General features: G+C 60.0%; 27 protein-coding genes and 1 tRNA gene. 8 read left to right on the top strand and 20 right to left on the bottom strand.

Translation table 11 applies throughout. The annotated features are described in order from the left end of the window. Positions 1-34 precede the first annotated feature (34 nt). A complete protein-coding gene (locus NCS00_RS00445; RefSeq protein WP_250438688.1) occupies positions 35-1,942 on the bottom strand; it encodes a YadA-like family protein in 1,908 nt (635 codons plus the stop codon). 1,487 nt (positions 1,943-3,429) lie between these two features. Between NCS00_RS00445 and NCS00_RS00440 the strand changes: the two genes are divergently transcribed. After that, on the top strand, positions 3,430-4,758 hold the full coding sequence (locus NCS00_RS00440) for an NAD(P)/FAD-dependent oxidoreductase (protein WP_250438653.1): 1,329 nt from the start codon (positions 3,430-3,432) through the stop codon (positions 4,756-4,758). A 317-nt stretch (positions 4,759-5,075) separates the two neighbouring features. Here the strand turns inward: NCS00_RS00440 and NCS00_RS00435 are convergent, their stop codons facing one another. From NCS00_RS00435 to NCS00_RS00400, 8 genes are all read right to left on the bottom strand, one after another. Continuing rightward, on the bottom strand, positions 5,076-5,741 hold the full coding sequence (locus NCS00_RS00435) for a LuxR C-terminal-related transcriptional regulator (protein WP_250438652.1): 666 nt from the start codon (positions 5,739-5,741) through the stop codon (positions 5,076-5,078). Positions 5,742-6,248: 507 nt separating this feature from the next. Next, positions 6,249-8,963, bottom strand: coding sequence for a DUF927 domain-containing protein (locus NCS00_RS00430; RefSeq protein ID WP_250438649.1), 2,715 nt, complete (start codon positions 8,961-8,963; stop codon positions 6,249-6,251). Beyond that, positions 8,960-9,295, bottom strand: coding sequence for a hypothetical protein (locus tag NCS00_RS00425; RefSeq protein WP_250438647.1), 336 nt, complete (start codon positions 9,293-9,295; stop codon positions 8,960-8,962). The genes NCS00_RS00430 and NCS00_RS00425 overlap by 4 nt, the downstream gene beginning before the upstream one ends. Then, entirely contained in the window at positions 9,292-9,516 is a 225-nt protein-coding gene (locus NCS00_RS00420) for a transcriptional coactivator p15/PC4 family protein (protein WP_250438645.1), read from the bottom strand. Before NCS00_RS00420 ends, NCS00_RS00425 begins: the two co-directional genes overlap by 4 nt. A gap of 2 nt (positions 9,517-9,518) precedes the next feature. Then, positions 9,519-9,752 (bottom strand): hypothetical protein, encoded by a 234-nt coding sequence (locus NCS00_RS00415; protein ID WP_250438642.1) that lies wholly within the window; start codon positions 9,750-9,752, stop codon positions 9,519-9,521. After that, positions 9,745-10,032: a hypothetical protein gene (locus tag NCS00_RS00410; protein ID WP_250438640.1), complete on the bottom strand. Its 288-nt coding sequence runs from the start codon at positions 10,030-10,032 to the stop codon at positions 9,745-9,747. Before NCS00_RS00410 ends, NCS00_RS00415 begins: the two co-directional genes overlap by 8 nt. Beyond that, positions 10,025-10,204 carry a hypothetical protein gene (locus NCS00_RS00405; RefSeq protein WP_250438638.1) on the bottom strand — a complete coding sequence of 60 codons (180 nt, stop codon included), beginning with the start codon at positions 10,202-10,204 and terminating at the stop codon, positions 10,025-10,027. The genes NCS00_RS00410 and NCS00_RS00405 overlap by 8 nt, the downstream gene beginning before the upstream one ends. Before the next feature lie 902 nt (positions 10,205-11,106). Beyond that, the gene (locus NCS00_RS00400; protein ID WP_250438636.1) at positions 11,107-11,310 is read right to left on the bottom strand and encodes a helix-turn-helix transcriptional regulator; all 204 of its coding nucleotides are present in this window, start codon (positions 11,308-11,310) and stop codon (positions 11,107-11,109) included. 448 nt (positions 11,311-11,758) lie between these two features. Here NCS00_RS00400 and NCS00_RS00395 point away from each other — a divergent pair, with 448 nt between their 5' ends. Continuing rightward, complete coding sequence (locus tag NCS00_RS00395; RefSeq protein ID WP_250438634.1) at positions 11,759-12,187, top strand: PRC-barrel domain-containing protein; 429 nt, start codon at positions 11,759-11,761, stop codon at positions 12,185-12,187. Positions 12,188-12,564: 377 nt separating this feature from the next. Here NCS00_RS00395 and NCS00_RS00390 read toward each other — a convergent pair whose 3' ends face one another. From NCS00_RS00390 to NCS00_RS00360, 7 genes are all read right to left on the bottom strand, one after another. Further along, complete coding sequence (locus NCS00_RS00390; RefSeq protein WP_250438632.1) at positions 12,565-13,158, bottom strand: hypothetical protein; 594 nt, start codon at positions 13,156-13,158, stop codon at positions 12,565-12,567. Positions 13,159-13,187: 29 nt separating this feature from the next. Continuing rightward, positions 13,188-14,396 (bottom strand): tyrosine-type recombinase/integrase, encoded by a 1,209-nt coding sequence (locus tag NCS00_RS00385; protein WP_250438630.1) that lies wholly within the window; start codon positions 14,394-14,396, stop codon positions 13,188-13,190. A 382-nt stretch (positions 14,397-14,778) separates the two neighbouring features. Then, positions 14,779-14,854: transfer RNA gene (locus NCS00_RS00380), tRNA-Ala, on the bottom strand. Between the two features lie 67 nt (positions 14,855-14,921). Further along, positions 14,922-15,266 carry a c-type cytochrome gene (locus NCS00_RS00375; protein ID WP_008352285.1) on the bottom strand — a complete coding sequence of 115 codons (345 nt, stop codon included), beginning with the start codon at positions 15,264-15,266 and terminating at the stop codon, positions 14,922-14,924. Then, the gene (locus tag NCS00_RS00370) at positions 15,263-16,063 is read right to left on the bottom strand and encodes a BON domain-containing protein (protein ID WP_008352287.1); all 801 of its coding nucleotides are present in this window, start codon (positions 16,061-16,063) and stop codon (positions 15,263-15,265) included. The genes NCS00_RS00375 and NCS00_RS00370 overlap by 4 nt, the downstream gene beginning before the upstream one ends. 23 nt (positions 16,064-16,086) lie before the next feature. Continuing rightward, complete coding sequence (locus tag NCS00_RS00365; protein WP_175979691.1) at positions 16,087-16,674, bottom strand: phosphoheptose isomerase; 588 nt, start codon at positions 16,672-16,674, stop codon at positions 16,087-16,089. Positions 16,675-16,776: 102 nt separating this feature from the next. After that, entirely contained in the window at positions 16,777-17,211 is a 435-nt protein-coding gene (locus NCS00_RS00360; RefSeq protein WP_250438621.1) for a YraN family protein, read from the bottom strand. On the opposite strand from NCS00_RS00360, the gene rsmI reads away from it, so the two are divergent. Then, a complete protein-coding gene (gene rsmI, locus NCS00_RS00355) occupies positions 17,210-18,091 on the top strand; it encodes a 16S rRNA (cytidine(1402)-2'-O)-methyltransferase (RefSeq protein WP_175979689.1) in 882 nt (293 codons plus the stop codon). The two genes, NCS00_RS00360 and rsmI, sit on opposite strands and share 2 nt — an antisense overlap. 53 nt (positions 18,092-18,144) lie before the next feature. On the opposite strand, the gene NCS00_RS00350 is transcribed toward rsmI, so the two are convergent. Then, positions 18,145-18,753 (bottom strand): septal ring lytic transglycosylase RlpA family protein, encoded by a 609-nt coding sequence (locus tag NCS00_RS00350; RefSeq protein ID WP_033536464.1) that lies wholly within the window; start codon positions 18,751-18,753, stop codon positions 18,145-18,147. Positions 18,754-19,418: 665 nt separating this feature from the next. Between NCS00_RS00350 and NCS00_RS00345 the strand changes: the two genes are divergently transcribed. The 3 genes from NCS00_RS00345 (at position 19,419) to NCS00_RS00335 (ending at position 21,262) form a co-directional block, all read left to right on the top strand. Next, positions 19,419-20,075: an MBL fold metallo-hydrolase gene (locus tag NCS00_RS00345; RefSeq protein ID WP_250435385.1), complete on the top strand. Its 657-nt coding sequence runs from the start codon at positions 19,419-19,421 to the stop codon at positions 20,073-20,075. Then, on the top strand, positions 20,072-20,698 hold the full coding sequence (locus tag NCS00_RS00340; protein ID WP_175979687.1) for a 3'-5' exonuclease family protein: 627 nt from the start codon (positions 20,072-20,074) through the stop codon (positions 20,696-20,698). Before NCS00_RS00345 ends, NCS00_RS00340 begins: the two co-directional genes overlap by 4 nt. Before the next feature lie 105 nt (positions 20,699-20,803). Further along, positions 20,804-21,262: an Lrp/AsnC family transcriptional regulator gene (locus tag NCS00_RS00335; protein WP_008352298.1), complete on the top strand. Its 459-nt coding sequence runs from the start codon at positions 20,804-20,806 to the stop codon at positions 21,260-21,262. A gap of 503 nt (positions 21,263-21,765) precedes the next feature. Here the strand turns inward: NCS00_RS00335 and NCS00_RS00330 are convergent. Both NCS00_RS00330 and NCS00_RS00325 read right to left on the bottom strand, forming a co-directional pair. Further along, the gene (locus tag NCS00_RS00330) at positions 21,766-22,068 is read right to left on the bottom strand and encodes an H-NS histone family protein (protein ID WP_008352299.1); all 303 of its coding nucleotides are present in this window, start codon (positions 22,066-22,068) and stop codon (positions 21,766-21,768) included. Positions 22,069-22,437: 369 nt separating this feature from the next. Continuing rightward, positions 22,438-23,109 (bottom strand): HugZ family pyridoxamine 5'-phosphate oxidase, encoded by a 672-nt coding sequence (locus tag NCS00_RS00325; RefSeq protein WP_250438615.1) that lies wholly within the window; start codon positions 23,107-23,109, stop codon positions 22,438-22,440. A 156-nt stretch (positions 23,110-23,265) separates the two neighbouring features. Here NCS00_RS00325 and NCS00_RS00320 point away from each other — a divergent pair, with 156 nt between their 5' ends. After that, positions 23,266-24,489, top strand: a complete 1,224-nt coding sequence (locus NCS00_RS00320; protein WP_250438614.1) for an MFS transporter — start codon at positions 23,266-23,268, stop codon at positions 24,487-24,489. Positions 24,490-24,550: 61 nt separating this feature from the next. Here the strand turns inward: NCS00_RS00320 and NCS00_RS00315 are convergent, their stop codons facing one another. Next, on the bottom strand, positions 24,551-25,696 hold the full coding sequence (locus NCS00_RS00315) for a branched-chain amino acid ABC transporter substrate-binding protein (protein ID WP_008352302.1): 1,146 nt from the start codon (positions 25,694-25,696) through the stop codon (positions 24,551-24,553). A gap of 539 nt (positions 25,697-26,235) precedes the next feature. Here NCS00_RS00315 and NCS00_RS00310 point away from each other — a divergent pair. After that, positions 26,236-26,940 carry a dienelactone hydrolase family protein gene (locus tag NCS00_RS00310; RefSeq protein ID WP_008352303.1) on the top strand — a complete coding sequence of 235 codons (705 nt, stop codon included), beginning with the start codon at positions 26,236-26,238 and terminating at the stop codon, positions 26,938-26,940. Positions 26,941-26,945 lie beyond the last annotated feature (5 nt).

Genomic DNA, 26,945 nt, shown 5'->3' with positions numbered 1-26,945 from the left:
GATCATCGCTCTTGAATAACCGGTGGCCTCGGGTTTAAAAGCGGTATCCAGCCCCCGCGCCGCCACCATAAGAACCGCGAGTATTGCCACTGAAGGACACTTTAAAGCTCCATCTGTCGGTGGCGGTTGATAAGCCTAGAGCGACTGATGACTGACCGCCGAACGTACCACTGGCGACCGAGAGCATGCTTTCTCCGGGATAAGCTTGCGGAAGATTGGCAATCGCGATCGCGGACGCCGAGCCCCCAGAAGCATCTTTGCGGTCGTGATCCATTTCCGTGCGAACCCGCGCAACTTCTGAGTCGGTGTGCGCGCGAGCGGCGTCAATCCCCGCCTTCATCGCGGCATTGAGCTGCCCGACATTAACAGCGTCGTTCTTAGCGATGCCCGCAGCAACATTAGGGACCACATGGTTGCCCGCGTCGAGCGCACTCATCGGCCTCGAACGGGTGTCATCGGGCGTTGGCTTAGGTAGATGGGATGGCTTCTCCAGCTTATCAACCCGCGACGACAATGCGAACAACTGGCTACCATTGACCGCGTCCGTACTTTCCGCACTGATCCGTCCTGCCGAAACGTTCGTTAGAGCAATCGCGGATGTGGCCCCAACGCCGCCGAGAGTGATGGACGACCTGTGAGATCCCGCGTCGTAAACAACAGCGTCGAGAACGCCTCCCTTCTTATCGATGAGTCCCACTTTCCGAAGCTGGGACAAATTGACCGCATCCGTATCGTCTGTTCCGTCTGCGACGTTTGTGATCTGCCGTTTCGTCGTTTGGTTGCCTACCGAGACGGCGTTTGCTCGGTCCGCCACAGAATCGCTTCCTAGCGCAATCGCGTTGTTTGACTCTGCGTGCGCGTGCAGGCCGATTGCGATCGCGTGCTCCCCCCGAGCACTCGACTCGGCTCCTATCGCCAGTGCATCTGCTCCCGCCGCCCGCGCGGCGGACCGTGCCGAATTCGCGCTGAAGTACTTTCCGGCCCCGCCTTTCGCAATCGCGTCAACGCTCGTCTTCACGTCGAGCATCCCGTCGCTGACTGCCTTGACGCTTTCATTTGTATGGAAAAGTTGCGCGCCAGTCACGGCGTCAGAACTGTCCGACGTCAGCACACCTGCCGACAAGTTCGTCAACCGAGATCCTGCCGCACCTCGCAAAGTGACGGAAGTAGCCGATTTGTCATCGTACGCAATGAAGCCGTTCGACGCGGTGCCGTCTGGTTTGAAGCTCGCTCCCAGATCCTTGAGCTGCTGGACATTCACAGCGTCGGTTTCCCTTGAGCCCGCCGCGACGTTCACGACTTGCCGCTCCATGTTGGCTGTGCCGACGGAAACAGTGTTGGGCCGATCAGCACGAGAATCAGCCCCCAAAGCAACTGATCGATGCGCCGCTGCGACCGCAAACGATCCAACTGCAAGTGAGCTGTTACCTCGGGCTTCCGCGCCGCTACCCAGCGCTGTGGCACGACGGTCGAAAGCGGTCGCGTGCCCTCCAAGCGCGAGATCATCGGCTCCTTTGGCTGCGGCATGTTCTCCGATCGCGAGCGCTGAGCCAAACGACACTACGTGATTTGATACAGAACTGATCGACTCCTCCGATCCGCCGGCAGCCGAAGCTTCGTTCCCAAGAGCTATATCGCCAGTGTGTTCTGCCGCAGCGCCTCTACCGATTGCTACAGAACCACGTCCATTCCGGGCCGTGTGTGCACCAACTCCAATCGCTATCGACTGTCCCCCACTCGCTTGAGCGCCCCGGGACATCGCCAGGGAATCTCCGCCGTCCGCCTTCGCGCTCACGCCGATGGCGATGTCGCCGTCGAGCGTCGCATCAGCTCCTTTTCCAACGCCGATCTTGTCGAGAAATCCAAAGTTTTGCGAAAGACCACTCACCGTGTCGCCACCATCGCTCCTGCCGGAGCTGGCTTGCTGGTCTCCAATATTCATCAAACGGGCACCACGCTCGAGTGGCGGTGTGCGCCGCCGTCTGTGCGCTTGCGGCCGGCCGGCTGAAGTAGATGGACGCCGTATGTACTCAGCGACGCCTGAAGGTCCGCGAGCCCTCAGCCCTTGACTTTGCGCGACAGTCGCGTAAAGGCGGGTGGGACCGGGTTGTACTGCTGCCATACCAGTCGAAACGGATGCTCCCATTATGGTCGACAACAATAACCTGTTTATATTAATGGCCATCAATCACACACCTTTCTGAAGTTTGTACTGAATTGGATCCTGAGGCCGAAAACAAGTCCGCAGGTGCGCCAGTTGCGAACGCAGTTCGTTTTGCATTGATCGCGTGATTAGAGATTAATTCGCTTCAGGCGCAGAGAATTTCTGGCTGTGCAAGCAACGCTACGGTTTTGCCCATTTAGCTTTTCAGCCCCAGCGGAAAGACAGTGAATCGGGATTGCAGGTTTGCTCGGCTCTATTACCCAGCGTCTACGCTTCACCGCTTGCCGATCGCTGTCGATCCAGGATGGCGTTGCGTCGATTTGCGCCCCGACAAGGGTCAAATGGCCAAGCGCTACAACACCAGCGTGCAATCTCAAGCTCGACGTCGTTGCGCTCGTTGTGAATGGATATGCGAAATTTGATGCAATGAGTAGTCTAAGGAAAGTTATTCCCATCCGTTCGCCCCCTGAATCGTGGACCTCGATTCTAGGAAGCTCTTTCGTGTTCTCATATTGGACGTGTACGAATCTTGGTGAATCATTGCGAAGTAGTCTGCGGTCAAATGCGTCGAGCTATACGATGGCCTCTACACATCTGATACTGACTTTTTTCTCTTAGAAGGCATTGGAGACTTGGGTTCCCTCGCCGGGGGGTAGACCGGATTTCAGAATCATTAGAGACGGCTTAGAGCCGCCAAGTCCCACGCCCATTCCTTCGCCAGAAGTGAATCCATCGGTGCGCGCTCGCTGGATATCAGCAATACCCGGTCCGTGGTCGACGAACTCGTGTTAGACACCGCGGCGCCCATGGCATTGAAGTGACAGATAACGCATCTCGCCAGCGCCGCCATGAATCTGCGCGTTACTAGCTAGCTCGCTCGCTGCAGTCGCGAAGTTCACTACACCGATCGACGACAATCCATGCGCGAGCGCTTCAGCGCGGAGAAACTCCACGCGCTCGTACCGGGTCCTGACCGGCCGAATGGGTAATGCCTCGCCTTCGACAACTGTCGCGCCTAGGCAACCCGCGGCCATAAAGTACTTCTTTCACTGCCGCCAATAAAGGCGGAACTCCGGCGAACGTCGATCGAATCTGATGTCGTCATATTCAATCCCTTCGAACACAGCAAGATCGTCCTATCAACAAAGGGGCTGAAATGCTCAAAATTGCAGCCATTCTTTGGATGGCGCAGTCGTTGTGACAGGCGCGCCGTTCGAAGCGCTCGACTGCAGTCAACAACCGCAAGCGCAACCAACGGCGGCGAAATGCTAAGGATCGACGAAGTAACAAATAGCCAAGGATTCCCCGAGCGATCCGACGTCGTGGTCATAGGCGGCGGAATCGTCGGCGTCAGCGCCGCCTATGAACTGGCGCGACGCGGAGTTCAAGTGACTCTGCTCGAAAAAGGCGTGATTGGATGCGAGCAGTCTGGTCGCAACTGGGGTTGGGTGCGTCAGCAAAACCGCGACCTGCATGAATTGCCGCTCGCCATGCAAAGCCTAAAGCGCTGGGCCGAACTCAGCGATGAACTGGGCGACGATATCGGCTTCCGAAAAGCGGGCATCCTTTATGGCACGGAACACGAATCCGACATCGCGCAGTGGGAATCATGGCTTGCCCGCGCGCGCGAAGTCGGCTTCAACAGCGAAATCCTCACCGCGCACGAACTTGCGGCGCGCATTCCGTCTGGACGGGCGAACTGGGCTGGGGGTCTGTGGTCGGTCACGGATGGGCGAGCAGAGCCGTCGAAAGCTGCACCTGCGATCGCTCGGGGCGCGCAACGTCTTGGCGCTAAGATTTACCAAGAATGTGCGGTACGCAGTCTCGATACGAGCGCAGGACGTGTCTCCGGGGTCTGGACGGAGTGCGGTCGACTTGCAGCCGATTCGGTCGTTCTAGCTGGAGGCGCCTGGAGCGCGTTATTCTGCCAGCGTCATGGCATCGATCTGCCTGCCATAAATGTGGTGGGAACGGCGTTGCGGACCGCCGAAGCGCCGGCCGTCATTGAAGGCTGTTTCTCCGGACCTGACTTTGCGCTGAGGCGACGACTGGACCGCGGTTACACCATCGCTGTTCCCGGTCACGGGCGGGTCGAACTCGCGCCGCAAAATTTGCGCCATTCGTTGAAATTCCGCAGCATGTTTCGCAGCAGGCTGAAGAAAAAATTGAAGATGCGCGTGGGCGCAAGCTTCTTCCGTGGAGCGGAGGCAAGCGCAACCTGGCGCGACGACGATGTCTCGCCATTCGAGGAAACACGCGTCCTGGATCCGCGCCCCGATACCGAATGGCTCGAACGTGCCCTGCAAAACGTGGCCCGCGTGTTTCCCGAGCTGTCGCACATGCGGATCGCTCACGCATGGGCTGGCGCGATCGACACAATGCCTGACCTCGTCCCCGTCATTTCGAAAATCGATGCGAAGCCCGGCCTCGTGATCGCGTCCGGCTTTAGCGGACATGGCTTCGGATTGGGGCCGGGCGCCGGCATGCTTGTGAGTCGGTTGGTCATGGACGAAGCGCCGCCGTTCGACATTTACCCCTATAGACTGGCCCGCTTTACCGATGGAACGAAGCTGATCAGCCCCGACATGATGTAAGTCGATGTCCGCTTCTCGTGGAGATATGCTTGGTCTCGCTTGCGAAAGCCTTCTGGCTCGCGTCGCTCTCCTCTTTTGAGAACGCGCGTTCGACCTAGCGCATGTGCAAACGCACTGGCCCAATATGGCGCCATTGGACAACCGGTCTTTACCATACTTGCGGACAGAGCGCCGCTCGCGTTCGGCGCGAGGTCAACAACCGACGGCTGCTACGTGTAGCCGAATGCTAGCGTGGCACCAAACTCGTCGACAATGGTCTTTCAATCCATTTCTCGTGCGGGAAGCAAATATTCGGAAGCTCCGAATGCGGGGGCTCTTCACATTGTGAATGGCAATGCTCTGTCGTGGAGAATGCAGACGTCTTCTTCGGAGAACAGCCGGAAAAGCTCCGCGGTCGTCGCCACACCTAGCTTGAGCATAGCGTTCGTTTTGTGGGTGCAGATAGTTTGCTTAGAGCGGTGGCGTGCCAATGCAATATCCGTCAGTGATTTGCCAGCCAACGTGGCTTTCAATACATCGATCTCACACGCTGTTAGCGGTTGATAACTTTGGCCACGCCTGGGCATCTTAGCCGCGTACCTGCTAAGCGACGAAGAAACGAATTTGCGGCGGATGTGCGCTGCATCGATGGCAGCCTCCAGCTCCATACCGACGTCTTCCTCGTTGAGCACAGAATGCACGCCTTTCATAGCAGAGAGCATTGCAAGATATGACGGATTTTTATTGCGAGAATGCAGGACCAAGCCTACGTCGATATGACCCGCCCGTATGCGTGTCAGCAATGGCTCGCCGATGAAATTGTCCCGAGACAAGATGCTCTGCAGGTCAGCAACGATGACGTCGCAATCCGAAGCGAGTTTCGCCAGCGTATCAGCGTAATGCGTCGTAGCAATCGGCCTGATTCCTGCGCACTGTCGAACGGCCGCCCCGATTCCCAAAGCGCTAATCAGATGGCCGCCGGCACAGACAACTCTTATTCGCATCGCAATCTCCGGATCAATCAGAACGGACGAGACTAGTCAAGGAGACGTCATCGGACAATCGGATAAGTAAGATTCGTTTTAGGCCGCTAGTCTAGACTTTCAATTGCCGCTTGCGCCGCCGAGGCACCGGGCACTTACTGAGCCGCCATGAACGTTCGAATGGGAATACCACGATCCATTCATGACACTCCTCCTAACAAACGCTCGGCTGCTTTGCACTCCGTCTACTCCATCATGCCTTTCGGTGTAACCGGTGTAGCAGGTGTAACGCCTTCCGCGAACTGAAGCTGGGCGGGCCTCCCAGCGTTACACCTCTTCTGTTACATCTCGCCTGCGTTACACCAAGAGGTGTAACGCAGGCCTCATCGGTCAGCCGCGCCGGTGTAACGGTGTAACGCAACGGCGTTGTCGGTGTAACGCTGGAAAGGTTATGGGACAAGACTTTGCGGGATGGATTACACCTGCTACACCTGTTACACCGACTTTTGAATGATCGTGAGAGAAACGTTATGCAGACCAGACGCGAGAGGTAAATACATAAAGGCGTGTGCTTCCTTTTCCTGGAATGCGTTCAACACGCTGATACTTTCCGTCAGGTGAAATGCGAATCCAACCTGCATCTACTAACACCTTTGCCGCACTTTTTGGATCGAAGCCCTGAGACACCTCGCGCTTGAAGACCTCCGGAAAAACGAGGTACTCCGGCGCACCCGCCGCTAATCGTTTATATCCTGCTCGATTGCTGGTCGGTCGGTCCGAAACATCATTCAGGTCCGTAAATCGGGATTCCTCGTGCGCTTCAAAGAACGCTTTGACGTGAGAGAGAATCGCGGCATGCTCGTGATTACCCGAGCCGCCTCGATTTTCTAGCCACGCTCTGAAGCAAATGGCCGCCGCGGACGACGCCTCGCCACCTTGCCACCCAGTGATCCCACGATCCGTCGCATATTCGCCCGCCAAACCGATCAAGGCAAGCCGCTGGCAGACGCGATGCGCTTGTCCATTCGCGTCTGCCGGTAGGTTCTCGGCCAAAAACTTGATCGTTTCGCGGCGCAGGTACTGTTCGATCACATCTGGCTCCTTTGCTATTGCGTTGAGCATTTCGATTGCCGCCACGCCATAGCTGTTTGCGCAGCCCTGATTGATTAACGCCGACAGCTGCGCACCGCCGGCTTGCCCGTGCACGGTCTCGAAGAGACCAAAGCCCTGACCAGCATCAGCGGGTATCTCAACCAAACGTACTTCCTGGCCCGCCTTCGCCTTTTTCCCACCCGCTTGCATGTGCTGCGCGAGTCCGATCTCGCCAGCCGACAGAAATAGCAACCGCCATGACTGACGTGCGCGCGCCGAGCCGCTTCGCCCCGCGCGCGCTTTGCCTGTGCCGTTTGCCAGCATGTAGGCGATCTCGCCTGCCTCACGCGGGTCAACCTGAGCCAGCTCGTCGAGCACAAGGAGTGTGTCGTTATGAAGTGCGGCAAGACCTTCGAGGCCGTTTGACGTCGCACGCCAACGCAGCAAATAATCCGGACCTCCGTAGACGCTGCAGGCCGCACGAAGGGCCGTCGTCTTACCGGTCGACGAGTCGCCGACGAAGTTCAGCCCACCAGATTCCTGCCCCGAAAAGGCAAGCATCATCCCGGCAAACGCGGTCGACACCGCCACGAGCATCCGGGAATTGCCCGAACAGTAAGCTGCGACACCTCGCTTCCACTCCTCCAGCGTTCCCGTTTGCGAATACATTCGCATCACAACCTCCGACTGAAACAACACTTGCTCATCCGCTTCACCAATCGTCCGGTCTGGGAACACGAACGCGCCGTTGTGCCAGCCCGTACGCGTCACACATCGAACTCGCGCTTTCGGCTTGGCCGTCGTCACGTACTCCGTCAGCTTGTTGCGGGCGCGGAAACTCGGCGAGATGTCCAGACCCAGCCGAGCGAGTTCGCCTCGCATGTCTGCACCGTCCGAACGCAGCATTTCCATCGGCATCGCCCACCTGTGCGGATGGTCATCGGCGTCGCTCCATTCGAGCAGCCGACCCCAGTTCTCCGAGGCGCGATCGCGTACCAGTGCACGAACGTGAAGGGGCGAGCAGATCCAGTGCCGCATGCCGTCGTCGTCCGTGTAGAACACGCCTTCCTTTCTTACGGAGAAGCCGCGCGGCACACGACCCTTATCGGACTGATCCCCGCCACCAAGGCTCGAAGCCCTTCCGATCTGCGCGGCGACAGCCGTCGCTCCAAACCGCGTGTGCATGTCGTTAAAGTCGGTATCGTCCTTGGAGCGTTTATCGCCAAAATCGGGCAGGGCGACGGCGCCCGCGACGGCTCTCGCCGCTTCAAACGCCTTTTGTTGCCCGTTTCCGAGGTCGGCAAGGACGGCGATTTCGACATTGGGAAAGGCAGCTCGCATCCTCTGAGCGACCTTCATGAGGTTGCCAGCAGAGAGCGCAGCCACCGTGGCATGGCTCGTGCAAAGATGAGCTGACAGCGCGGTTGCCACACCTTCCGCGATCAGGATACGGCCGCAGTCTCTTTTGATATCGGCCACGAACCAGCCGCCGCCGGCCTTTGCGCCGCCCGCTAGCGCCGATTTGCGCCCGCTTTCGTCGATCATCTCTATTGTCGAGACTGCACCGTCGATCGTCACTGGCGCGATGAGGACTCGCCCCTCGAGTTGCGCGCCGCGGGACTTCGGGCGATAGCCAAGGAGCCTCTGAAGCTTCAGCGCGTCAATTTCGCGAAGCGTGCTGACAGCAGTAACTCCCTTGCGCAGGAGGTACGGATGATCGTCGCGTGCGGGCTGTGCCTTCTCGAGGACGGTGATCGCCAGTGCGGCTGCATGCTTGCAGTCCTTCGCCCGTTGGAGCTCCTCTTTCTGCGTCCGGGCGTCGCGTTCTGCACGGCGGCGTTCGACTTCCGCCGGATCAACGGCGGTGGCCGGCTTCGCGCGCGGGTTGTAACCGTATCTCTTCGCGATAGCAAATAAGGTCGCAATGGTGATGCCGCCGTCGGGACGGATCGAGCGCCATGTGTCGCGAACGTCGGCGGCAGCGTAACTCGGACTTCCCTGACTCCATTGATCGAAAGTGTCGAAGCCTGCGTCGCCTTCCTCATGCTTCAATGAGGCAGCAACGCGGAACCACACATCGCGCTCCACGTCCGGCGGGATGAACGAAAGGGCTTCGAGGATCCGCTGGCGATTGTCAAAGACAGCGCTCATCTCTTACCTCCCGCACTCACGCCTGCCTGTGCAATCACGCGAGCAAAGGCGAGGTTGTCGCCGATCGCCGCGGTCGCTTGTCGCGCAAGCTTGCCCACGCGCGACGAAGGATCGCCCTTGGCCATCAGCGTTTCGAGCAGATCGACGCGGTGAAAACCGCGTTCGGCAGCTGCTGCTAAGACAACATCGAGGACACGGCGGGCAAACTGGCGTACGTCGTCGTCAACCTTCTTTGCGTGGAACACAAGGAAGCCGCACATCAGAACGCATTCAGTAGGGCTCGCGTACTCGCCTTCAGCGATGGGAATGCCGAGTTCGTAGTTTTCGTTCATAGCGCCTCCTGTGATGCGAGCGTCAGGCCTTGAATTACCTGCGGCAGCAACTCCGGACGCACCATGAGCCCCTTCTGCGTCGGGACAAAGTCACCTGCGGCATTCACCACCAGAAGACGGACATCAACGTACTGGCGACCCTTGAACCAACGATGCGAAACGCGGATCCGCTGCGTTGGGCTCTTCTGAATATCGAGAATGACGTGTTCTTGATTTTCCATAGTCAAACATCTCCTGATGAGGAGTACTGAGCGCGCTCGTCATGCGAAATCGGCTCAATAGCCTTGACGTCGGAGAGCTCGCTCGCAAGCTCGCGCGATAGGGTCGTCAACAAGCCCACGACACCGGAAACGGGCACAGCACTGTTCTCTTTGTCCTCAGGAAGTGCTGAGAAGAGCGTCTGAAGCACATCGTGGATCTGCCATGCTCTTGCGGAAAACTCGTAGATGTCATGCATGCTTCGCCTCCTGACTATCGACTGAGCGGATCTGTTCCGCCAAGTTAACGCCGTGCTCCCGATAGGTTGCGCATTCCTCCTCGTAGGCGGCGGCATTCGCCTCGCTCATACGAGCGCCGAGAGCGGAGAGCTGGTGTACGAGCGTGGGGTTATCAGCGAGCGCGCCGAGGGCATTGAACAGCGCCGAGATGTCAGCGAATGATTGAGAGGCGCAATCGAGTTCAACCGAAGCAGCTCCAATCAGCGAGGCGATCTCTTTGAGGTCGATTTCCTTAGCCATGTGCCACCTCCGCGCGAGCAAGTTCAGCGAGGTGAAGAAGCGCGTCGGCGCAGCAGTCGAGCGCCTCGTTCGCGCTGGGCGCGAGCGCTGCGTCACGCAACGCACGATTGATGATTTGGATTTGCAGCAGGGATTGTCGTTGCTCAGAACGAGCGGGGATAGCGGGGCGCATGCTAAGGCCTCCTTGTACAGGTTCGACGAACCTAGCCCCCAACGCCAATTGGGGTGGCCAGGCACAAGATAGGGTTGGCGTACCGGCGTACAAGGAAACCGGCGAGCGCGAGCGCTCCCCCACCAAGGCCCGGCCATTGAAGGCGAACGCATGGCAGCGGACGAAAAAATACCGCCGGTCGGCGGTTGTCCGCCTTGTACATTTCGAGACGCCAATCCCGAGTGGGAGGTGTCTCCTCCCACGCTTTCGAGGATAGACGATCGTTTCTGCGTCCGTCAAGCCGATCGCAATTTCGTACGCGACTGATAGTCTTGATCGCGTGCCCCACGTAAGATGCAAACGCATCCTTCGGAAAGCACTTGGGCTGGCCTCGCGGCCAGCCATTTTTTTTGCTCCGTAACTCCGGACGACGGCGCACTGGCCACGCACGACATCGCGCAATGAGCGATCGTTGATCAACGGAGAACGATAGTCCGCTTTGCCTTCGCCGACCAAAGCAAAGCCAATAGCGGGAAAAACCGCCACTGAGCGCCGGATTCGATGAACTGTTGATTGCGGTGTTTCGAGCACCGCACTTCGAGCACCAGCGCGCCACGCCCCCTCCGTTGAGCCACGCGCATTTTCGTACTTGACCAATAGCCTGTGCGCTCTTGCTCGACTAGTATCCTCATGGGGGTTGTCAGTTTGGCCGGCCATTGCGCCGGTCCTTTTTCTTTTCGCCCGATGTGACACGCTGACGCGCACGCTCACCTCGCTCTTACCGTGCTTGAGGATGAACGCGCTGACGCGCATCTCGTATTCCGTTGCGTCGACCGCCGGCGCTTCACAACGGCGCGTTTCGACGGCCGGTTGCCGACGCGCTCGAAGCAAGGTTTCCGCCGAAGCTAAGCTTCTAGGCATGTTCAGTCCCCCGCACGGTAGGTCGCGGGCGCGACGAGAAACGCCTCTATGTCGCCCAGACGCCAACCGACAGCGCGCGGCCCAAGTGCGATCGGCGCGGGAAATGTTCTCTCGCTTATTCGAGCGTAGATGGTGGATCGCGAAAGCCCTGTTAGCTCTTCGACCTGCTTCCTTCTCAGGATCGCTTGTGAAGTCTGAAATTTCATCGCCTTGCCTCTTCGGGAGCATGTGTTCCAGCCAATCCGGAACGCCAGGCGACAGCTTCGCTTTGCAGGCCTCGAACTTGTCCCAATAGGACGCAGTCCGCGTCCGAATTCGGATGATGGTCGATATGTTGTATGGCTCAGCGCCATGAAGTGCACGACCGACCGGGTTGCTGGTTAAGTGGAAATTTCGCTATTCGTACAAATGCTGCGAGTGCAGATACGCGGATCTATCTCAGCCGCACGGAATCACGCGCGTTGGCGAGGACGCGAGAGGGGTCTGACTCGGACAGAATGAAACTGATGTTTGACGACCACCTCTTGGTAAGTCGCACGGCTCCCGTGCCTTGATCTCTACACGGCGAATGCGCGGCGCGCGCTGACACGGGACGGGAGGTTCCGGGCCCAGGATTTGCAACTCGGAGAGCTTTTCCAGTGAGGGAGGCGACTTATGAGAGTGTCTTACCAACTTGCAATAGCAACAATCATCAGCGCAGCCGGCATTTCTGCTCATGCGCAGGTAGCAGGGACCCAGCCGCTTAGCGTCACTGTCCAACAATCAGAGGCTTTGCTGCAGGGTTGGAGCGCGAAGAAAGGGATTCTTGGGAAGGCTGTCTACAACGACAAGAACGAAAAGATCGGCGCGATCAAAGACCTCATCGTTACGCCTGATGCCACAGTGTCTGCGGTCGTGATCGCCGCTGGCGGTTTTCTCGGAGTAGCAACACACGACGTCGCGGTGCCGGTTGCGTCTCTCGAGAATCGCCAGGGCAACTTCTATCTTGCAGGCGCGACTAAGCAGGCGCTGAAGGACACGCCAGAGTTTGAATACAACAAGGTGAAGGCTCCGCCGAAGCCGCATAAGGTCAAGACGGACTAAGTCGAGCAAGGCTCCGATGTCCGGCTGCGTCGTAAAGCGTTGGCCGTGCACCCACTATCGTGTCGCTCTCGGAGATACGGGATGCCGTCAGACCCGTTTGACCCAACTGCCGCATCAGCAACACCGGCCGATGCACAACAACGCGGCCCTACCGGGGCGACGTTCCGGACCTCGGGACACCCGAGTCGAATCGAACTTAATTCACGCCGGACGTAATCTCTCACCCAACGTCCAGCGATGCTGACAAACAGTCGCCTTCACCATGGACAATATGGACCTCTCCAAGCAATGCCTCGTTCGTTGTCCGAGGCGTTGGAGCATCCACGGGTCTTCGGCAGAAGCGTAGTTCGATGTGTCAGATCGAGTAGGAGCTTATATCAGGGTCGCTCCTTCGATTGTCCGTCGTCGATGATCGATTTCCTGAGCCGACGCGCCTCATCAAGATACTTCTTGATGGTTGCGTCGTCCAAGGGAACGCCTGCATGCTCAAGGTCAATCCTCATCTCCTTCGCGTGTAGATTTCGAGGCGCATCTGGATCCATCCTATAACCACCCATGGCAAGCCCAATGATTAACTTCAACATGGCGTGACGCTCCTTCGTCGCCGCGCTTTTATTTTCATTTTCGTCGTCGAATCGCGGTGCAACTCGTGACTTCGCGCGCGTCTGACGCTTCGCGAGCTCACGAACCAACTGTGGCGGCAAAATGAAACCGGCACGTCGAACTGCATCGCAAATGTAAAGTGGATCCTCCTTTATTTGCCACTTGCAGATTCCGTAGCGCTGCCCCCAATTAGTTCGCTTTATTACAGTGGCGATTTGCTTCGCGTGCTCGTACTCGGGCTGCTTTGTCTTAGAGCGGATGGAAAATGCGGCATGTTGACGAGGATCCTTCGCGTCGAGCAAGAGCGCCGCTTCCTTGACGGTCCACCTGTCGAGCGCTACCCAATAGCGATAGTCGATGAGGTCCATCGGCATGCCCACGCATAGCTGTGATGAGCCTAGCGTGCTGCGTCGGCCGCGGTGGGCGCGTCTGCCTTGAGCTCGTCAAGATAATCTGCCCAAACCTGCATCATCCGCACGCGATCGTCGATGAATTTCGTCCGGTTATAGGCTGTTCCCAGGTTGTCGGCGACTCTATGGGCGAGCTGATGCTCAATCACCTCGCACGGGAATCGGAGCTGCTCATGAAGAATGGTTCGAGCCATCGCTCTGAATCCATGTCCTGTGATCTCCGTTCGCGTGTCGTAGCCAAGTCTCCGAAGCGCGGCATTGACCGCCGCGCCGCTCATCGGCTTACAGGGGTCGCGTCCGGGGAACACAAACTGCCGGTGACCTGTGAGCGCACGAAGATCGCTGAGGATGCTCACTGCCTGGGCAGAAAGCGGAACAAGATGGTCGGTTTTTGTCTTGGAGACGTTGTAGCGCCACTCCGCGCGTTCGAGATCGAAGTCCCTCCATTGCGCGGTTCTCAGTTCTCCCGGCCGAACGAAGAGCAGTGGACCAAGCCGAAGCGCGCATTGCACAACAAAGGTGCCCTGGAAACCGTCAAGCGCGCGCAAGAGCTCAGCGACCTGCTGTGGATTCGTAATAGCCGCGAAGTGCGTGTGTTGCGCAGGCGCCAGAGCCCCACGTAGATCGGCAGACACGTCTCGCGATGCACGTCCTGTCGCTATTGCGTAGCGAAACACCTGGCCACAGTTCTGGTGGACACGGTGAGCCGTATCCACGGCTCCGCGCTTCTCGACGCGGCGGAGAACAGCGAGCACGTCCGGTGCGGCGATATCGGCGATTGGCCGGCCACCTAGCCACGGAAAAACGTCATTTTCAAGGCGAGCAATGACCTTATCGCCGTGCGACTTGGCCCACGTCGGAGCCTGTCGAGCAAACCACTCACGGGCAACAACTTCGAAGCTATTGGCCGAACGAGCGACAGCGGCCGCCTTCTGAATACGACGCTCAGCGCCTGGATCGATGCCGTTTGCTAATAAACGGCGAGCGTCGTCACGGCGCCGACGGGCGTCTTTTAGCGAGACCAACGGATACGAGCCGAGAGCCAGTCGCTTTTCCTTTCCAGAAAATCGATATTTCAGCCGCCAATGCTTTCCGCCAGATGGGGTAACTTCCAGGTACATCCCAGCACCATCGGTGAGTCGATATGCCTTCTCCCTGGAGCGCGCGTTCCTTATAGCAACATCCGTCAATGACACCGCATTCCTCATACCAAACATCGGCTAGGTAGAATCGGCTGAAATCCCTACAGAGGTCAAGGGTTTGCACGGCGCGCGTTAGAACTTTTTTGTATCGGGATATAACGCGGGTGCCTCATGGACGTGGGTGCCTACTCCCCCTGAGCGGGGAGACGCTTAATCTTTTAAGCCGTGATTCAGTGGGCTGAAGAGCGCGTCGACGCGTCGAGAAATCGTGGCTGGGGGCATCGCTTGCGCCGCGGCTCTGCGTGCCCCCAGGAGATGCCCCCTATGACGTTGCATGACAGCGGATTATGTTGGATGACACTGGAATGAAAAAACCCCGCGAGCCTTACTGGCTGCGGGGTTTCGGGACTTCTTCGGACGTGCTTGGAATGTTTGTTGGTGGAGAGGAGGAGGATCGAACTCCCGACCTTCGCATTGCGAACGCGACGCTCTCCCAGCTGAGCTACCCCCCCAACGAATCAAAATTGTACCACAGCAAAATCGCCGTCAGGCAAGCCTTCAGACGACTTCAATCAACGCTCACTTCTGCGGCGCCCCCGCCAGAATCCAAGACACGACCGTCTTGATATCCGCGTCGTTCATCTTCGGGTGCGAAGGCATCGGAATCGAGCCCCACACCCCCGCGCCGCCGTTCTTCACCTTCTTTTCAAGCATCGTGCTCGCCTGCGGATCGCCCTTGTACTTCTCGGCGACCTGTTGAAACGACGGCCCCACAAGCTTGCGATCGATCGCATGACAACCCATGCACGCGTTGCTGCGCGCGATCGCCATCGCATTCGCGGATGAACCCGTCTGCTCCGCAGCAGACACACCAAAAGACGCGGCAACGATCACCGCGCCGACAATCGAACGCATCATGTTCATTTCACCGTCGAAGCCGGATTGGCATTCCCCGGACGCACATCCGAGTTCTTCACGGGCGCGGGCGATTGCGTATCGAGCGGACGCGACGTCACGCCCGAATCAGGCACCGTGCCAACCGTCGCCTCAGCCGGCGCGCTTGCCGCCGGCGCCACGCTCGTGCCCGACGCGGCCGCCGCTTCCAGCGCTTGCGCCTCTTCAGGCTTGATGTACTGGAACACCTTCACGACCTGCTCGACGCCCGGCACGCGCGCGGCGACATCCGCGCCATGCGCGCCTTCGTCCGGCGTGACGAGCCCCATCAGATAAACGACACTGCGCTCGCACACCACCTTGTAGTCGTTCGCGTGCAAGTCCTTCTCGCCGACCATCGCAGTCTTCACGCGTCCTTCAAGGTAGGAATCGTTCGCGCGCGATGAGTACGAACTCGCGCCCTGCACCGACAGCTCGTTGACGATGCTGCCGACGTTATTGATGTCGCGCACCACCGCCTCGGCCTTCGCCTTCGATGCGTCGTCCGGCACTTCGCCCGTCAGCAACACGCGCCGGTTGAACACGGTCACGTTGACATGCGACGTATCGGGCACGTTCTCGTTGATCCGCGAAAGCGCCTTCACCTGAATCTCGCGATCTTCGGTCTGCGCGCCGAGCGTGCGGCGATCCGTGGCGATCAACGTGCCGCCGGCCGCCGCGCCGACGACCGCGAGCGCGCAGCCCTGCAACGTCAATGCAACTCCCGACAACATGCCCACCATCAGCGTGGCCTGGGCCAGCGTCGCCTTGACGCGTGTCTTGTTCATCAACTCCGTTCCCCCTTTCAGTTTCAGTCGTCGCCGAGCAGCATCGCATCGATGCCGTCGCACAGACAATGAATGGTCAGCAGATGGACTTCCTGGATGCGCGCCGTTCGTTCGGCCGGCACGCAGATATGAATATCGGTTTCGGCGAGCACGTCGGACATCGCGCCGCCGCCCTTGCCTGACAACGCGATCACGATCATCTCGCGCTCGTGCGCTTCCTGAATCGCAGCGAGCACGTTCACCGAGTTGCCCGACGTGCTGATCGCAAGCAACACGTCGCCCGACTGGCCGAGCGCGCGGACCTGGTTCGAGAAGATCTGCTCGAACGCATAGTCGTTGCCGATGGCCGTGAGTATCGACGTGTCCGTGGTCAGCGCAATCGCCGGCAAGCCCGGACGCTCGCGTTCGAAGCGGCCGATGAGTTGCGCGGCGAAGCGCTGCGCATCGGCAGCCGAGCCGCCATTGCCGCAAACGAGAATCTTGTTGCCGTTCGCGAGCGCGCCAAAAAGCGTATCGACGGCGGCCGCGATCGGAACCGCCAGCGCGTCGAGTGCTTCGAGTTGAAGTGCCGCGCTGTCGCGGAATTGCTGTTGAATGCGTTCGACTGACATCGACTCTCGATCATCGGCCGCGACGTGCGCGGTGTGTGGCTTGAACGCTCAAGGCGTCGGTTGTTGCGCAGTTTACCGCATGCATCATGCGATGAACCGCAGTCACGCCTCGTCGGCGCGAAACGCATCGGGCAGCCAATGGATGCGGCCCGCATCGAACGCGACGACGTCGAAACGGCACGCAGGCAACGCGCCGCGCCATGTCGTCAGGAAATGCTGCGCGGCATGTACGAGGCGCGCGCGCTTCTTCGCATCGACGCTTGCGACGGCATTCGCGTAACGCCTGCTTCTTCTCGCGCGGACTTCGACGAACACGAGCGCGCCGCGTTCATCGAGCATCACGAGATCGATCTCGCCGCCGCGACACGTCACGTTGCGCGCGACAAGACGCATGCGCTGCCGCTGCAGGAACGCGAGCGCGTGCGACTCGAAAGCGTCGCCGAGCGTTTTGGACACGGCTCCTCCGTAAAAGTTGTCGGCGGGCCACCGAATCGCGCATGGCAAAATGACGACCTTTCCTTCGACGCCCGCGCTCATGCTTCAGATCTCCGAACTCGCCGCTGGGCAGCACTATCCGACAGGCGCGCTGTATATCGTCGCAACGCCGATCGGCAACGCGGCGGACATCACCGTGCGCGCGCTCCACGTGCTCGGACTCGCGGATCGCATCGCCGCCGAAGACACGCGCAACACCGCGCAACTGCTCGCGCGCTATGGCATTTCGAAGCCGTCGATCGCCGTGCACGAGCACAACGAGCGCAGCGCCGCCGAACGCGTGATCGAGCATCTCAGGAACGGCGAGCGCATCGCGTGCGTATCCGACGCGGGCACGCCCGGTATCTCCGATCCCGGCGCGCGTCTCGTCGATGCCGTGCGCGAGGCCGGCCTGCCGGTCATCCCGCTGCCGGGCGCGAGCGCGCTCACGACCGCATTGAGCGCGGCGGGCGCGTTCGTCGGCGGCTTCTCGTTCATCGGCTTCCTGCCGACGAAGGCGAAGCAACGTGCGTCGGAGCTGAAGAAACTCGCAAGTCTTCCGATGGCGCTGGTGTTCTACGAGGCGCCGCATCGCATCGTCGAAACCGTGCGCGCGCTCGGCGACGCGTTCGGCGGCGAACGGCAACTGCTGATCGCCCGTGAGCTGACGAAGTTACATGAGAGCCTGCATCGCTGCACCCTGGCCGAAGGGCCAACGTGGCTCGAAGCCGATGCAAATCGTCAACGCGGGGAATTCGTCCTGGTCGTCGAAGGCGCGCCCGAAGCGCACGACGCCGACGACGCCCACGACGCGCTGCTGTCGACGCTGCTGGAAGAGTTGTCGGTGAAAAGCGCGGCGCGCATCGCGGCGACATTGACGGGCGCGTCGCGCAATGCGCTGTATGAACGCGCGCTGAAGCTCGCCAAACGCGACGAGAAATAAAAACGGGCCGTTGCGATAACGGCCCGTCGGGTTCTGCGAAGCTGTCGGCGAGATCAGTTCACGCTGTCGTCGGCCAGCGCCTGAGCCTGCTCTTCGCGCGCCGCACGCGCTTCCTGCTGCGTGAGACCTTCGATCTTCACCTTCTGCGTGCCGGCGCCGCGCATGCCGAGCACCGCCGCCGCTGCATACGACAGATCGATCACGCGTCCGTGCACATAAGGGCCGCGATCGTTGATCTTCACGACGACGGTCTTGTGATTCGCTTCGTTCGTCACGCGCACCCACGACGCGAGCGGCAGCGTGCGATGCGCTGCGGTCATCGCGTTCATGTTGAACTTCTCGCCGCTCGCGGTCTTGCGACCGTGGAACATACGTCCGTACCACGACGCCTTGCCCTTCTGCTCGAAGTTGCTGGCGTCGGGACCGGTCGTGATCGGCTCGGCGTCGGAAAGCGACTGCGCCGGTTGCGCCGGCTTCTCGGCGGGCAGCGCGGAAAGGTGCGAATCGAAGGCGAGCGGCGCCGTCGAGCGGGCACTGCTCGTGCTGAAGGAGTTTGTGTTCTGAGGATTGGATGCGACATCGCCCGAACCCGGCGCGGCGCAACCCGCCAGCACGCCAACTGCTAGCAGGCTCCCGACATGTCGAATAAATCGAGCATTCATAGACGTGTTTTCAACGATAAAGGAGCGGCCGCGCTGCGCTGGTCGGCGCGCGCAAGGCTGCTCGAGGCTTTGCCGTGCAAAGCAGAACGCCGCTCGCTGAAGCGAACGGTGGACTGTGCTCGGCTGCGGCGCACTCGTGCCGCAAACGCCCGGTTATTGTTCACGTCTGGCGCAACCTGTCCCCGGCAGCCTGACCAGACCCCACAAGCCGCCATCGAACGTGGCATCACGTTCGTGCGCTGGTGAAGCCAAGTGAGCGCAGGAACGGCGGCGTAGGCCCCATCCGGCGTGACGGCGGCAAAGGCCATCTGACAGACGCGCGGCGTCTGGCCGGACAAGACGTGTGCACCTACTGGAGGTGCGTGAGTTGCAATTGCGAGGCTTTTGGCCCCCAACAGCGTACTGACAGCGATTGTAAAAACGCACTAGCGTTTTGGCATTCGCCCAATGACGGCATGGTTTGATCCATGCACAAGTAGTGCCATTATACAAAAAAACCGTGGTCCGGCTCATCCGACCCATCGGATTGTCATTGATTTTCGCTATGAGCGTAAGAATTGCCGCTTTTTTGAGCAACGCCGTCGCGGCGCGCGCTGCCGTCGGACCCGTGGTCGCACCGGTACAATGAACGTTTTTACAGGCCCGCGCGCATCGACGTCAGTCATATGAAAGTCATTCTCGTTCCCGTAACGCCCTTTCAGCAAAACTGCTCGATCGTGATCTGCGAAGCGACCCAGCGCGCCGCCATCGTCGATCCGGGTGGCGACATCGAACGCATCATCGCGGAAGTCGAACGCCAAGGCGTGACCGTCGACAAGATTCTTCTCACGCACGGCCATCTCGATCATTGCGGCGGCGCCAAGGCGCTCGCGGACCATTACGGTATACAAATAGAGGGACCGCATCGCGAAGATGCGTTCTGGATCGATCAGTTGCCCGCGCAGACTCAGCGCTTCGGTTTTTCGAACGCCGAAGCCTTTACGCCGGAACGCTGGCTCGACGACGGCGACGCCGTGCAGTTCGGCAACGAGTCGATGGAAGTCTATTTCTGCCCGGGCCACACGCCGGGTCACGTCGTATTTTTCAGTCGGGAGCACAATCTGGCGTTCGTCGGCGACGTCCTGTTCGCCGGTTCGATCGGCCGGACCGATTTCCCGCGCGGCAATCACGCGGAACTCATCCGCTCGATCCGCGAAAAGCTCTGGCCGCTCGGCGACGATGTCACCTTCGTTCCCGGACACGGCCCGGCATCGACGTTCGGCGAGGAACGGCGCAGCAATCCTTTCGTGCGCGACGGCGCGGCAACGGGTGCGACAGCGTGAACGCAATTCCCGAAATCTACGTCAGCACCGATGTCGAGGCCGATGGCCCGATTCCCGGACCGCATTCGATGCTGAGCTTCGCGTCCGCGGCCTACACCGCGGACAAGCAGCTCATCGGCACCTTCTCCGCGAATCTCGAAACGCTCGAGGGCGCGACGCCGCATCCGGTTCAGGCGGCTTGGTGGAAGACGCAGCCCGACGCGTGGGCCGCATGCCGCAAGGATCTGCAGAAGCCGGAAATAGCCTTGCCGGCCTATGTCGAATGGGTGGAAGCGCTGCCCGGCAAGCCCGTGTTCGTCGCGTATCCGGCGGGCTTCGACTTCACGCATATGTTCTGGTACATGATGCGCTTTGCCGAGCGCTGCCCGTTTTCGTGGTCGGCGCTCGACATCAAGACGCTCGCCTTTGCGATGACCGGCCTGCCGTATCGCAAGGCCATCAAGCCGCGTCTGCCGAAACACTGGTTCGACGAGCTGCCGCATACGCACGTCGCGCTGGACGACGCAATCGAGCAAGGCGCACTCTTTTGCAACATGCTGGCCGACCTGCGGATCTCGCAGGAGAAGCTGGCCAGGCTTGCGAAGGAATCCGGCGACGACACTGAAGGTAAAACCGCGCCCTGAGGCGGGGGAGTTAGGGAAACTCCCTCAGTGCGGGCGCGTTTGCATTGCGTTTCTTTTTCGACGCCTCTACTATGAGAGTCAAATCGCGACCGAACGGAGGCGCAGTTGACTCTCGATACATTCTCACAAAAAATCTTGCGTCTCCTGCAGCTGGACGCACGCCGCTCCGTTCAGGAAATCTCCGACCAGGTCGGCTTGTCGAGCACGCCGTGCTGGCGTCGCATCAAGGACATGGAGCAATCGGGCGTCATTCAGCGCTATACCGCGCTGCTCGATCGCGAAAAGCTCGGTCTGCATGTCTGCGCGCTCGCGCATATTCATTTGACACGGCATACGGAAGGCGGCGTCGAGCAATTCGAACGCGAAATCGCCACTTGCCCGGAAGTCACCGAGTGCTATAGCACGACCGGCGAATCCGATTACATCCTCAAGATCGTCGCGCCCGATATCAAGGCTTACGACGCCTTTCTCCACGATCGCATCTTCAAGATTCCTGCCGTCGCTCAGGTGCGAACGAGCGTTGTGCTCCGAGAGATCAAGTTCGACACGCAATTGCCGCTCTGACGGATTGCGTTTAGCGCCGCGTTTCTAATGCGCGCTTGGACCGTTGGTTCCAGCGCGCGGAATCGGTGCGTCCGTTGGAAGAGCCTTGTAATGCAATGGGCGAACGCGCATCCAATTCCCTTTCAGCCAGTCGATAAAAATCAAACTACCCAGCACGCCCGGCCTGATACGGGCGAAATATCCTGATGGTTGGCGATCCCGGTTCGCTCGCGAGCCGGCATTGCGGCGCGAACCGTGAACAGCAATCCGCCGAGGAAATTAACGCCGAAATTCGACGGCAGAACCACGATGATCCGAGTTGCCGCAAGTCCGCTATCTGGCGCAATATTCCTTCAGGAGACGTCCCGGTTTTTCGGCCTGCGCGCTGTTGACGCAAGCGCGGTGTAATGTGTCTCCGTCTTCGAACTTCGGCAAATGACGAAACACCGTTCATCTGATCGCACAAATGAAAAAGCCGCGTCACGTAACGCGGCTCTTCGAATGCATCGATTGATGCTTTGCAATTACTTGCCGATCAGAAAATTATCCCGATCCTGCCCGGCGATCCACTTCGGCGGCTTGCCGCGACCCGACCACGTGCTGCCACTTTCGGGATCGCGATATTTCGGCGCCACGCCCGAGCGGCTGCGCGCGGCCTTCGCGCCTTTTGCGCCACGGCCGCCAGCCAGTTCCTGAAGCGTGATGCCATAATCCGACATTTTCTGCTTGATCTCATTAAGCACTTCCGCGTATTCGCGCGACTTCGCTTCTTCAATCTGACGTTCGAGAGACTCGCGTTGTGCGAGGAGTTCCTTGTATGAAGGCATGGCAATTCCCTAAGTGGTTTGCTGACTTGCGAATCGGCGCGCTCGCTTTCAGTTATCAGTATAGCCTCGGACTGGCACGCAGATTAACACAGTTCCCAATAACGCGGCATGTGCGAATCGCCACTTATTAAAAGTTTAGCAATTTTCTTCGTAACAATTGCCGAAAGCTCAGAAGGTTCGCTTGTTCGCTCTTCGGACTTAAAAAGCTCTGCCAGTCGCGACGACGACTCGACGATGGCATCGGATGAAAACAAAGACAAACGAGTCAGTCGCAAAGTTTCATGAGATGGCAACTTGCCACGAAAAAGCCGCTCTGCAGCGCGTTCCATGCGGTTGAAATCGGGTCGCAACGTCTCGGATTTATCTCGTTCAAATATTACGTTGACGCTCAAAACAATCGATAACCGCGGCCTTCAAATCCTCGTTCGTCAGTTTCGGGTAATCGAATGTAAAACGATTGCGGATGTCGGCGAGCAGCAAATCGCAGCCGTACCGGTCTATCCCCAATAATCGGAGATTCTCCGGACGGCCGCTGTAAGCATCGAAATATTTGCATAACGACGATTCGTCGTCCGCCGAAAGCGGCGGCAGCGAATCCAGTTCTTCTCCGCCGAGCCATCCCATCGCGCCGAATCCGCCTATATAACGCATGCGCTCGAGCGACATCACCCAGAAGGAAAAATCGCCGAGTTCCAGATAGCGTGCCGCATCCGGGTGATACCGCAAATAGCGCCGCGCGAGCTCTTCGCGATCTTCGGGCGCGGCGGGCGCGAAACTGCCGAGCATCGTCAGGCGCTGGCCTTCCAGCATGCCGCCATCCGCCGCGTGGGAAACCAGAAACCCCGCGCGCGCATCGGCCTGAAGATTGCGCGTGTGCTCGGCGAGATGGCTGATGAGCACCATCGGCACATGGCGCTCGGTCGGCGCGAACGGCAGCGCCGTCGGATAGGGAAAGCCGCGCGGCTCGCGGGTAAGCGTGGCGAGCGTGCCTTCGGAGACGCGATGCAGCAGATTCAGCGGCGCTTGCGACGGGATGTTCATCCGGGCCTCGTGCGTGGGTGAATGGTCGGACGATGGTAATGCAGCAGGTCCGAGCGTGTCGCCTGGCCGTTCGATAGAATCGAAAGCCTTCGCGTTCGATGGCAACATGTCCGGTTGTCATCGCATCCCGCGCAACTTCAAAGAACGATTTCATTCGTGTCCGATTCGACCACTGCCTCCGCCGCCTGCGAATCCAATCCGACGCTCGCGCTACATCGCACTCTTCCGCATGCCACACGCGTACGCGCGCGCTACGCGACGATGGCCGTCTTCTTCATCGCGGGCATGATGTACGCCTCCTGGGGCGTGCACGTTCCCACCGTGCGCGACAAGTTCGCACTCAGTCCCGGCATGCTCTCGTTCGCGTTGCTGGCGGTCGCGTGCGGCTCGATCTTCGCGATGCTCACCGCCGGATCGTGGATCGCGCGCGCCGGCACGCGCACCGCGTGCATGGCGGGCGGCATCACGATGATGATCTGCGGCTCGCTGATCCTCGTGACGCCTTCTTACTGGATGCTGCTCGTCGTGCTCGCGATTTTCGGCTTCGGCATGGCGACGCTCGATGTCGCGATGAACGCCGAGGCCAGCGCGGTCGAGCAGGCTCTGGCGCAGCCGATCATGTCGTCGCTGCATGGCATGTTCAGCATCGGCGGGATGGCGGGCGCGGCCGCGGGCGGCGCATTGCTCGCGCACGGACTCGCGCCGGCGGCGCATCTCGCGCTCGCTTCCGGTGTGAGCCTGCTCGTACTGCTCGTATCGATGCCCGCCGTGCTGCCGCACGTTCCGCATCACGACGAGCACGCGAAGGCGTCGTCATCGAATCGCTGGCGCTCGGGCGCGCTGTGGGCGCTCGGCGGCCTCGCGCTCGTCGCGCTGATCGCGGAAGGCGCGATGTACGACTGGGCCACTGTATATATGCGCGATGTCGTCGAAGCCACGCCGTCGGTGTCGAGCGCCGCTTACGCCGCGTTCTCGGGCGGCATGGCGGCCGGCCGCTTCGGCGGCGACGCGGTGCGCGCGCGTTTCGGCGCGCCGCAACTGATCTTCGGCAGCGCGGGGCTTGCGTTCATCGGCATGGTGATGGCGCTCTTGCTGCCGAACACCATCGTCACGATGACCGGCTTCACGCTGATGGGCTTGGGCCTCGCGAACATGATGCCGGTGCTGTTCGCAGCAGCGGCGCGCGTCGAGGGCGTGACGCCCGCGGAAGGGCTCGCGCAGGTCGCGGGCCTCGCGTATTTCGGGCTGCTGCTCGGGCCGGTGTTGATCGGCGGCGTTGCACAGGTCAGCAATCTGCCGATCGGGCTGTGCGTCGTCGCGGCGTGCTGCTTCGTCATCACGCTCATCGGACCGCGCATTCTCAGGCGCTGGAAGATATGAAAAAGCGCGCGGTCCTTTCGGAACCGCGCGCTTCTCTGGACTTCGAGAAGTCCGAAGGAAATTACATCTTCACGACGTCGAGCAGCGTCTTCTTGCCGCCCTTGTAGTTGTACAGCGAGATCACGCCGTGCTTCAGATCGCCCTTCGAATCGAAGGTCGTCTCGCCGATCACGCCCTTGTAGTCCGTGTTCGGCATCGCGGCGACGATCTTCGCCGGATCGGTCGAGTTGGCGCGCTTCATCGCGTCGACGATGATGTACACCGCGTCATACGTGAACGGCGCGTAGATCTGGATCGGCTGGCCGAAGCGCTTCTGGAACTTCTCCGCGAACTGCTTGCCGCCGTCCATCTTCTCGAGCGCCATGCCCGCTTCCGAGCACACGACGTTGTCGGTCGCATCGCCTGCGAGATCCGACAGCTTCTCCGTACAGACGCCGTCGCCCGCGAGAACCTTGGCGCGCAGGCCGAGCTGCTTGGCTTGCTTGGCGAACGGGCCGCCGGTTGCGTCCATGCCGCCGTACATCACGGCGTCGGGGTTCTCACCCTTGATCTTCGTCAGAATCGCGCGGAAGTCGACGGCCTTGTCGTTGGTCGCGTCGTGCGAGATCACCTTCAGGCCGAGCGACTTGGCGGTCTTTTCGAACTCGTTCGCGAGACCCTGGCCGTATGCCGTCGAGTCGTCCACCACGGCGACGCTCTTCACCTTCAGGTTCTTCGCGGCGTAGTTGGCGAGCGCCGGACCTTGCTGCGCATCGGTCGCGACGACGCGGTACGTCGTCTTGAAGCCTTGCTGCGTGTAGGTCGGGTTCGTCGCCGACGGGGAAATCTGCACGATGCCCGCGTCGCTATAAATCTTCGACGCCGGGATCGACGTGCCGGAGTTCAGGTGACCGACGACGCCCACGACCTTGTCGTCGACCAGCTTCTGCGCGACTTGCGTCGCCGTGCGCGGGTCGGCCGCGTCGTCTTGCGCGTCGAGTTCGAGCGTGACCTTCTGGCCGTTGATCGTCAGGCCCTTGGCGTTGATCTCTTCGACTGCGAGCCGCGCGCCGTTTTCGTTATCCTTGCCCAGGTGAGCAATGCCGCCGGTCAGCGGAGCGACGTGACCGATCTTGACGACCTGGTCGGCTGCTGCGGACGTTGCCAACGTCGCGAAGAGCACGGCTGCGGCGCTGATCGGCAACAGTTTGTGAAGCTTGGTGTTCATGTAAGTCTCCAGTTTCGGTCCCAAAAACAACGTAATCGCCCTGTGCCCCGTCTTTCATCACGATCGCTCAGTCCCGTGGACGACCACGCCGGATGCATCGTCATGCACTTGGCAAGTCCTTCCGGCAGGCCGTTCGTGGCAGCCGCCATCCGCACTGCGCGCAAGTGTAGGGTTGTCAAATTAATTTAGGGAAGTTTTTTAAGATAGTGGTGTCACTACCAATTAACGGCCAGTTGTGATGCGCCGCCGTTTGTGGTGGCGTTCGCGTGAAGAAGCCCTGTGCATGCGGGTTTGCGCGACATCGGCGCGCAAAGGTTTGGCCGTCATTCGAGTCCGGCAGACGCGCGCCGATAATCCCTGCCCATCGGCACCATTAGCCTGTTTTTTAATGACTGTTTTTAGCTGGCATTTAGATCGGCGCCTCTAAAAACCGGCTGCGCCTCAAAGCGCGTGCCAGAGGGCGCGCGGACGTTCAGGGCGACTGAAAGGGAAAGCTGGCAAACTCACACGCCTGCATTCCCACACACAAGGAGTTTGACGTGACCGTTTCCACGACTTCACGCTGGATCGACATTCCGGCCGATGGCGGCAGCTTCCAAGGCTATCTCGCGCTGCCGAAGACGGGCACCGGACCCGCCGTGATCATCCTGCAGGAGATCTTCGGCGTGAACGGCCACATTCGCAGCGTCGCGGATCAATACGCCGCCGATGGCTACGTCGCCCTCGCACCCGATGTTTTCTGGCGCACGCAGCCGCGCGTCGAGCTGGGTTACGAAGGCGCGGATCGCGAAAAGGCGATGGAACTGCTGCAAAAGACCAAGCTCGATGCCGCTGTCGCGGACGTCGGCGCGGCTGCGAAAGCGCTGCGCGCGCTGCCCGAAGTGACGGGCAAGATCGCGGCGATCGGCTATTGCTTCGGCGGCCGGCTCGCGTATCTCGCGGCGGCCGAGGGTTCGGTGGATACGGCGGTGGCCTATTACGGCGGCGGCATTCAGAACGCGCTCGACAAGGCCGATCAGGTCAAGGTGCCGATGCAGTTCCATTACGGCGAACTCGACGCGCACATTCCCGCCGATGCCGTCGATGCCGTCCGTCAGAAGTTCGCGGGCCGCGAGGATTCGGAACTGTATGTCTACGCGCAAGCCGACCACGGCTTCAACTGCGGCGATCGCGCGTCGTATAACGGGAAGGCGTCGGCGCTCGCGCACGGACGCACGCTGACCTTCCTCGGCGCTCATCTGTAATAGAA

Origin of the sequence: Caballeronia sp. AZ1_KS37 (assembly GCF_023631165.1) — a bacterium.
Classification (GTDB): domain Bacteria; phylum Pseudomonadota; class Gammaproteobacteria; order Burkholderiales; family Burkholderiaceae; genus Caballeronia; species Caballeronia zhejiangensis.
This window is presented reverse-complemented; position numbering and strand designations above follow the sequence as displayed.

What these genes read in the sequence shown, in the direction of transcription:
- NCS00_RS00315 (WP_008352302.1), bottom strand. Translation starts at nt 25,696, where the DNA reads ATGAACACCAAGCTTCACAAACTGTTGCCGATCAGCGCCGCAGCCGTG.
- NCS00_RS00360 (WP_250438621.1), bottom strand. Translation starts at nt 17,211, where the DNA reads ATGAGCGCGGGCGTCGAAGGAAAGGTCGTCATTTTGCCATGCGCGATT.
- NCS00_RS00390 (WP_250438632.1), bottom strand. Translation starts at nt 13,158, where the DNA reads ATGGACCTCATCGACTATCGCTATTGGGTAGCGCTCGACAGGTGGACC.
- NCS00_RS00420 (WP_250438645.1), bottom strand. Translation starts at nt 9,516, where the DNA reads ATGGAAAATCAAGAACACGTCATTCTCGATATTCAGAAGAGCCCAACG.
- NCS00_RS00435 (WP_250438652.1), bottom strand. Translation starts at nt 5,741, where the DNA reads ATGCGAATAAGAGTTGTCTGTGCCGGCGGCCATCTGATTAGCGCTTTG.
- NCS00_RS00370 (WP_008352287.1), bottom strand. Translation starts at nt 16,063, where the DNA reads ATGAACAAGACACGCGTCAAGGCGACGCTGGCCCAGGCCACGCTGATG.
- NCS00_RS00395 (WP_250438634.1), top strand. Translation starts at nt 11,759, where the DNA reads ATGAGAGTGTCTTACCAACTTGCAATAGCAACAATCATCAGCGCAGCC.
- NCS00_RS00350 (WP_033536464.1), bottom strand. Translation starts at nt 18,753, where the DNA reads ATGAATGCTCGATTTATTCGACATGTCGGGAGCCTGCTAGCAGTTGGC.
- NCS00_RS00445 (WP_250438688.1), bottom strand. Translation starts at nt 1,942, where the DNA reads ATGAATATTGGAGACCAGCAAGCCAGCTCCGGCAGGAGCGATGGTGGC.
- NCS00_RS00400 (WP_250438636.1), bottom strand. Translation starts at nt 11,310, where the DNA reads ATGAAATTTCAGACTTCACAAGCGATCCTGAGAAGGAAGCAGGTCGAA.
- NCS00_RS00330 (WP_008352299.1), bottom strand. Translation starts at nt 22,068, where the DNA reads ATGCCTTCATACAAGGAACTCCTCGCACAACGCGAGTCTCTCGAACGT.
- NCS00_RS00405 (WP_250438638.1), bottom strand. Translation starts at nt 10,204, where the DNA reads ATGCGCCCCGCTATCCCCGCTCGTTCTGAGCAACGACAATCCCTGCTG.
- NCS00_RS00325 (WP_250438615.1), bottom strand. Translation starts at nt 23,109, where the DNA reads ATGAACATCCCGTCGCAAGCGCCGCTGAATCTGCTGCATCGCGTCTCC.
- NCS00_RS00365 (WP_175979691.1), bottom strand. Translation starts at nt 16,674, where the DNA reads ATGTCAGTCGAACGCATTCAACAGCAATTCCGCGACAGCGCGGCACTT.
- NCS00_RS00415 (WP_250438642.1), bottom strand. Translation starts at nt 9,752, where the DNA reads ATGCATGACATCTACGAGTTTTCCGCAAGAGCATGGCAGATCCACGAT.
- rsmI (WP_175979689.1), top strand. Translation starts at nt 17,210, where the DNA reads ATGCTTCAGATCTCCGAACTCGCCGCTGGGCAGCACTATCCGACAGGC.
- NCS00_RS00345 (WP_250435385.1), top strand. Translation starts at nt 19,419, where the DNA reads ATGAAAGTCATTCTCGTTCCCGTAACGCCCTTTCAGCAAAACTGCTCG.
- NCS00_RS00410 (WP_250438640.1), bottom strand. Translation starts at nt 10,032, where the DNA reads ATGGCTAAGGAAATCGACCTCAAAGAGATCGCCTCGCTGATTGGAGCT.
- NCS00_RS00375 (WP_008352285.1), bottom strand. Translation starts at nt 15,266, where the DNA reads ATGAACATGATGCGTTCGATTGTCGGCGCGGTGATCGTTGCCGCGTCT.
- NCS00_RS00440 (WP_250438653.1), top strand. Translation starts at nt 3,430, where the DNA reads ATGCTAAGGATCGACGAAGTAACAAATAGCCAAGGATTCCCCGAGCGA.
- NCS00_RS00425 (WP_250438647.1), bottom strand. Translation starts at nt 9,295, where the DNA reads ATGAACGAAAACTACGAACTCGGCATTCCCATCGCTGAAGGCGAGTAC.
- NCS00_RS00430 (WP_250438649.1), bottom strand. Translation starts at nt 8,963, where the DNA reads ATGAGCGCTGTCTTTGACAATCGCCAGCGGATCCTCGAAGCCCTTTCG.